Here is a 6,436-nt window from a genome sequence, read left to right as displayed (position 1 = left end):
GAAGGCGTGCTGCGTATTCTACTGATTTCGCCAACAGTGTCAAACACTTTTTGCATTTTTTTAAAAAAATGTGATATTTGTTGTAGTTCCACTCGAGAGAGAACTATATATTAATGAATAGAATATTATGAATTTCATTATAACGAGGATTCATATTTTTACTTATGCGAATTAATGTTTGTTATTTTCTTCTCATTTCTAAAGCACAGACGCCTACATGCTATTTAACAATAATTTTAATAAGCTTAATGTATCGTCATTCACCGATAGATGCATCTGTCTAAATTCTTTCTCATGCGATAGCTCAGGGATGAAATTAAAGACAGCTTAAACGTCAGAGATATAAATTCGCCGAGTAAATTAAGATTTACTGGACTCAATATGAATAGAACGCTTAATTTTTAAAGTTAAGATATTATTGTTATGTTTTATCCGAATATCTCGTGCACAAGAATTATTGATAAATTATTTTTTGCCAAGTCTGGCTATCCCCTCTTTTTTTTGTTAATCTTCGCCATTCAACTATGGTGGCTCTATTGGTCCCTTCGCGGCGATAGATCGTGAACCCCGTCAGGCCCGGAAGGGAGCAGCGGTAGCGATTGATTCGAGCGCCGGAGTGTGGCTCTTAGAGCTGCCGCCCAACTCGTGAAAACATGTATGAGCTATCTGGCACTTGCCCGTAAATGGCGACCACGCACATTTTCCCAACTGGTTGGCCAAGACCACATAAACAAGGCATTGATCAACGCGCTGAATCAACAGCGATTACACCATGCCTACCTTTTTACCGGCACTCGCGGTGTAGGTAAGACCAGTATCGCTCGCATTTTAGCTAAATCACTGAATTGTGAGAAAGGCATTAGTTCAGAACCCTGTTTACAGTGCACTATCTGTAATGCAATAGAGCAGGGCCGATTCATTGATTTAATCGAAATTGATGGCGCATCTAAAACTCGGGTTGAAGATACTCGCGATGTATTAGATAACGTCCAATATGCACCCGCTATTGGTCGTTTTAAAATCTATTTAATTGATGAAGTACATATGCTCTCGCAGCATAGTTTTAATGCGCTGCTCAAAACACTGGAAGAACCGCCAGATCATGTTAAATTTATTTTAGCTACAACAGATCCACAAAAGCTTCCTGTCACCGTCTTATCTCGTTGCTTACAATTTAATCTGAAGCATTTAGCGAAAGAGTTGATCAGCCAGCATTTGCAACTGATTCTTAAAGAGGAACAACTTGGTTTTGAAATTGAGGCTGTTGATATATTGGCTCAAGCTGCTCGAGGCAGCATGCGCGATGCCTTAAGCCTTTTGGATCAAGCGATTACAGGCTGCGATACCCAATTACGCGCAAATGATGTCAAAATGATCCTGGGATATACCCAACAAGATTATGCCTTGCAATTAATATATGCCATGGCAGAACAAAATGCCGCTGCTGTATTAAAAATTAGCCAATGCATTTCAATTGAAGGCGGACATTTTCAATATGTATTGGATGAATTACTTAACTATTTCCATCAACTAGCCGTATATCATGCCATTGGAGATAATAATCCTCTAATTAGCCCTCCATCACAAATAAAAACTCTAGCGCAACACATTTCTGCCGAAGACACCCAACTGTTTTATCAAATTGGACTTAAAGGGCGTGAAGAAATTCATCTTGCTCCTACGTTAATCATCGGCTTCAATATGACCATATTGCGCATGCTAACGTTTAGACCAGCACCTAAAGAAGCCCTTCCTCCTTTAGCATCCTATAAAACGCTGTTACCATCTGAACAACCATCTCTTGCATTGCAAGAGGTACCTGAGCAGGCTCCAGAAATGCCAGCTCGAGAGTTATCGAATCCAACAGCAAATTTAGATGATGAAGAACAAGAAGAACAACCGCAGGTTGTTAATCAAGAAGCGAGCGACTGGGCAAGCATTATCCCTCATCTCAAACTCACTGGTTTAGCGCTCAACGCAGCAGAAAATGCTGAATTACTCGCCAAAGATGGACGAGAGGTTACTTTACGTGTGGCCAAAGGGCATCAATCTCTATTTACGCCAACAATACTCTCGCGCATTGAAACAGCCTTGAGTCAATATTACCAAAATCAAGTAAAAATTACGTTAAACAGTGATGAATCAGTTCAATGTTCTCCGGCACAGCAAAAAGAGCAGGCAACTCAACAGAAACAACTGAAAGCAGAAGCCGCGTTAAAAAGTGATCCTATGTTCCAACAACTTCAACAAGAATTTTCAGCAGAATTGGTCAAAAATTCTATTGTCCCGCTGAAAGATGACTTATAATATATCGAATTTAAATCTAAACATATGAGGCCTTAATAATGGATATGAATCAAAATCTTGGCAACCTGATGAAAGAAGCGCAAAAAATGCAACAACGTATGCAAGAAGCGCAACAACAATTAAGTCAATTAGTTGTTACAGGTGAAGCTGGTGGTGGCATGGTAGTTATTAAAATGAATGGCCGACATGATGCCACTGAAGTTAAAATTAAACCTACCATGATGGAAGAAGATGTAGAGATGTTGGAAGATTTGGTTGCTGCAGCAATTAATGATGCCGTACGAAAAATTGAAAAAGCATCTAAGGAAAAAATCAGTCAATTAACAGCAGGTCTAAACATTCCAACTGATTTAATGGGCGGTGATAAGGAATAATCCTAACGATGGATATGTTAAACCGCTTGGTAGAAGCGCTCCGCTGTCTACCAGGCGTAGGTCCAAAATCGGCACAACGTATGGTGTTTCATTTGCTTCAGCATCAAAGACAGAGAGGATTACACCTTGCATCATGTCTTGAGCAAGCAATGAATAATATTCACCATTGTGAACGTTGTGCTAACTATACAGAACAAAGAATTTGTACCCTTTGCCAAAATCCAAATAGGGACTCTTCCTTGCTATGTGTTGTGGAAAGCCCAGCTGATGTATCTGCTATAGAACAAAGCAATGCTTTTCAAGGTAAGTATTTTGTTCTCATGGGAAAAATATCCCCACTTGATGGCTTAGGCCCTGAGGACATAGGGTTACCTCGACTTAAAAATCTCATCATTCAAGAAGAAATCAAAGAAGTGATATTAGCGTTAAGCCCTAGCGTAGAAGGGCAAACTACCATTCATTTTATCCATCAGCTTTTGTGTGATTTATCAATTAACATTACTCAATTGGCGCACGGAATTCCCTCTGGAGGAGAATTAGAGTTTTTGGATGGCAATACTATAGGGAACGCCCTTCGCAATAGAGCAATAATTCATGTTTAAAATAATGTACCGCAATAAATACATTCTCATATTAATGCTTCTCATTTCAGGACTAGCAAACGCCTCATTTTACAAAAGTTTATGGCCCAAATGGGAAGTCAATAACCCGTTATCAAAAGAAGTTATTTCACATCAACTTTGGCAAAATTTTCTTAATCGCCGCATTGTCACCAATGAAGAAAATATCAATTTGGTTGATTATGCACATATGACACAAATAGATTTAAACTTGCTTAAAGAGTATTTAAAAAGCATGGCAGAAATCGATATTAATAATTACAATCGTAATGAGCAATTGGCATATTGGATTAATTTATACAACGCTTTAACCGTGCAGATTATAGCCAATTATTATCCAGTTACTACAATTCAAGAAATTAATATTTCCCCAGGATTATTCAGCATAGGCCCATGGGGCGCGAACCTCATTACTATTAAAGATACATCTTTAACTTTAGACGACATTAATAATCGCATTATTAGAGCGATTTGGAATGATCCCCGCACTCATTATGCCATAAGCAACGGCACTATTGGCGCTCCCAATCTTAGTAGAAAAGTCTACCAGGGAAAACTTCTTGAAGAACAATTAAACCAAGCTGCCACAAATTACATTAACTCCCTGAGAGGAGTAAGCGTTATCGAGGGAAAACTGATCATCTCTAAATTATACGATTGGTTTGAAGAGGATTTTGGCGGGACCAAGCAGGATATTATTTTTCATTTATTACAATTTGCAAAAGAGCCATTGCAAAGCCAACTTAAGCACATAAATACCATCGACAGTTACATCTATAATTGGCATATCAATAGCCCTTCCACTGATCACGAATAAACGCATTATAAAAAATTGTTTGAACTCCTTCACACCGAGAAAAACAATAGTATACTCGCCCTATTTATCATAAGGGTTAGAATAATGAATCGTGGTGGATTTTCATGGAAAAGACTTATTGGGATCTCTGCTTTAAAAGCTAAGATTTCGCGAAAAATAGGCATTCCACTCACGCAATCGGGAAGAGAAAGAAAACTCGGTGCCTTAATCATTAAGCAGTTACGCTCGTTCTTCTTGGAAGCGAAAAAGAAAGAGCGCTAGTTACTCAATTATTCTTCGATAGACTGGAATAATTGTTCAATAACATCGTCGTGGATTGTATTAATGTGCTTATAAATTTTAAGCACTCTATATACTGCATCACGATTACGATTGTCTATTTCCAGATTTGAGTCCGCTAAATCATACGTATAAGGTTCAGTGAGGAAATGTCTATTTCCCAATTCGATACGCAAAGCATTCATAACACTACATAAGGCATCAAAAACCTCAACTACCGCGGCTTGTTCTTCATTATTAAGTAACGGCAACCAATCAAAAGTGCCTCTGTGAGTGATGTTAAAGAAGGTATAGAGTAAAGACTGTGTATCATTATTAGCAAAGTAGCCATATAAATCCACACATTCGGAAGTAGTTAGTTGGCTATACAATGACACCAATTTTTCTTGAAAAAGAATTGGGCCCTTTTCTGGCTCTATACCCCCTGACAACAAATTTTGTTTTAATACCATCACCGCATCTATTAAACGATTTGGGTTAAACCAAAATTTATACGCCTTCCTCAGATCTGATACGTAATCAATGGTCTCTCCGTTTACGTGAGTTGAATTAGAGTTGAGTTTTAACCGCTTAACTGCTGATTGAATCATTTGTCTATATTCTTCACTTGTCTTGACTCTAATACCTTGAGGTAAGTCCTCATCATGCAAAAAATAGTCGATCCCTAGGGTTAATCCTTTTTGAAAAGCAATCTCATACAATTTTTGTTGCATTAATTCGATATAATAATGCAATAACCCTAGACGCATCTGTACCGAAATTAACTTTTGAGGATGAATCACATCAGCAAATAATTTATCCGGGTGTATCTTATAGAAGAAAATTGCATTCACCAAACCAGCGAATGTGGGATTAGCAAGGTTATCCAATGCGACTTGCTGTTGTTCAATACTCCAGTCATAATATACAGCTCCCAACTCCCTATGATTCGTATCACTTTTATTCCAAAAATCAACAAATCCTTCCAACCATAAATTATACCTATCAAGATCATTTTTCGTCATTTTAAGTTCGCTTTTGACCAAAGCCTTTGCTCGCTCATTGTCTGTTACAAACCAACTTGAAAACTGAGTTCTATTTTGTGTCATCCCTTCTCCTCAAGCATCGCCCTGATATAACTGTACCAGCTGGAAAAAATGTAACATGCTACTTTTGAGGATCCAGTAAGATTTTAAGATAAGCAGCATCCCAGCGAGACGTAGAAAATAGAGCCAATAACTCCTAGAATAATATCGAAAATAATTGCAAGTCGATACTAATCTTGCCAAAATTACGACGAATACAGCTTAAAAACAATGGGAATAAATTAATGCCGCAACCCAGTTATCTTTTATTCATCGATAACGATCCTGTGAGTGAGGATCTCAAGAAATACTTTGCACAATTTAATATTAAAATTGTACAGCAAAAGCAATTATTTGCTCCCATTCAAAGTGGAGTAGGAAAACCTATGGCCATTTTAATTCATTGGTCTATTTTGCAAAATGACCTCCAAGCAATTCATCAATTTTATACAAACTATCCTGTGCCTTTATTGATTTTAAACGATACTCCAGATGAAGATGCCTGTATTAAAGTACTCGAAGCGGGAGCAGATGATTTTATTGTAAAACCATTATTACCAAGAGAGCTCCATGCACGAGTCAGCGCAATTAACCGACGTGTCTTACGTGCACGCCAACAATCTGAGCAGGAAAAAGAAGTTCTAGTTTTTTCCAATTGGCGACTCTATCCTGCTTCCAGGCAAGTATTTCGTGATAATACCAATGAAGAATTACTGTTAAGTGCTGGGGAATATGATTTATTACTTACCTTTGTACTGCAACCCCAACGCATCCTGGACCGGGAGCTCCTGCTGCAAATCACCAAAAATAGTGATCTAAATCCTTTTGACCGAAGAATTGATGTGCAAATAAGCCGACTACGCCAGAAAATTGAAGTTGATGCAAAAAAACCGGCATTAATCAAAACCATTCGCAATGGTGGTTATATGTTTACGGCACAAGTGATCACTTTAAAAGAAAGTGATACAAAATAGC

Annotated in this window: 7 protein-coding genes and 1 other RNA gene; 7 read left to right on the top strand and 1 reads right to left on the bottom strand. The window is 38.0% G+C overall.

Translation table 11 applies throughout. The features are described 5' to 3' along the window. The first annotated feature begins 534 nt into the window (after window positions 1-534). The 6 genes from ffs (at window position 535) to DGG96_RS20765 (ending at window position 4,379) form a co-directional block, all read left to right on the top strand. Window positions 535-631, top strand: an RNA gene (gene ffs / locus DGG96_RS06045) — signal recognition particle sRNA small type. A 26-nt stretch (window positions 632-657) separates the two neighbouring features. Then, window positions 658-2,307, top strand: coding sequence for a DNA polymerase III subunit gamma/tau (dnaX, locus tag DGG96_RS06040; protein ID WP_110142062.1), 1,650 nt, complete (start codon window positions 658-660; stop codon window positions 2,305-2,307). Between the two features lie 38 nt (window positions 2,308-2,345). Further along, window positions 2,346-2,681, top strand: a complete 336-nt coding sequence (locus DGG96_RS06035; protein WP_028381768.1) for a YbaB/EbfC family nucleoid-associated protein — start codon at window positions 2,346-2,348, stop codon at window positions 2,679-2,681. Between the two features lie 8 nt (window positions 2,682-2,689). Further along, a complete protein-coding gene (recR, locus tag DGG96_RS06030) occupies window positions 2,690-3,283 on the top strand; it encodes a recombination mediator RecR (protein ID WP_110142052.1) in 594 nt (197 codons plus the stop codon). Continuing rightward, window positions 3,276-4,118, top strand: coding sequence for a DUF547 domain-containing protein (locus DGG96_RS06025; protein ID WP_110142051.1), 843 nt, complete (start codon window positions 3,276-3,278; stop codon window positions 4,116-4,118). The genes recR and DGG96_RS06025 overlap by 8 nt, the downstream gene beginning before the upstream one ends. Window positions 4,119-4,202: 84 nt before the next feature. Continuing rightward, complete coding sequence (locus DGG96_RS20765; RefSeq protein ID WP_165831585.1) at window positions 4,203-4,379, top strand: hypothetical protein; 177 nt, start codon at window positions 4,203-4,205, stop codon at window positions 4,377-4,379. A gap of 8 nt (window positions 4,380-4,387) precedes the next feature. Here the strand turns inward: DGG96_RS20765 and DGG96_RS06020 are convergent, their stop codons facing one another. After that, complete coding sequence (locus DGG96_RS06020) at window positions 4,388-5,485, bottom strand: hypothetical protein (RefSeq protein WP_110142050.1); 1,098 nt, start codon at window positions 5,483-5,485, stop codon at window positions 4,388-4,390. Between the two features lie 221 nt (window positions 5,486-5,706). Here DGG96_RS06020 and DGG96_RS06015 point away from each other — a divergent pair, with 221 nt between their 5' ends. Continuing rightward, on the top strand, window positions 5,707-6,435 hold the full coding sequence (locus DGG96_RS06015; RefSeq protein ID WP_110142049.1) for a winged helix-turn-helix domain-containing protein: 729 nt from the start codon (window positions 5,707-5,709) through the stop codon (window positions 6,433-6,435). The last annotated feature ends 1 nt before the right edge of the window (window position 6,436 follow it).

The sequence above is a fragment of the Legionella qingyii genome, assembly GCF_003184185.1.
This window is presented reverse-complemented; position numbering and strand designations above follow the sequence as displayed.

Excerpts from the sequence above, each read along its gene's own strand:
- DGG96_RS06035 (WP_028381768.1), top strand. The coding sequence starts at position 2,346 with ATGGATATGAATCAAAATCTTGGCAACCTGATGAAAGAAGCGCAAAAA.
- DGG96_RS06025 (WP_110142051.1), top strand. The coding sequence starts at position 3,276 with ATGTTTAAAATAATGTACCGCAATAAATACATTCTCATATTAATGCTT.
- DGG96_RS06020 (WP_110142050.1), bottom strand. The coding sequence starts at position 5,485 with ATGACACAAAATAGAACTCAGTTTTCAAGTTGGTTTGTAACAGACAAT.
- DGG96_RS20765 (WP_165831585.1), top strand. The coding sequence starts at position 4,203 with ATGAATCGTGGTGGATTTTCATGGAAAAGACTTATTGGGATCTCTGCT.
- dnaX (WP_110142062.1), top strand. The coding sequence starts at position 658 with ATGAGCTATCTGGCACTTGCCCGTAAATGGCGACCACGCACATTTTCC.
- DGG96_RS06015 (WP_110142049.1), top strand. The coding sequence starts at position 5,707 with ATGCCGCAACCCAGTTATCTTTTATTCATCGATAACGATCCTGTGAGT.
- recR (WP_110142052.1), top strand. The coding sequence starts at position 2,690 with ATGGATATGTTAAACCGCTTGGTAGAAGCGCTCCGCTGTCTACCAGGC.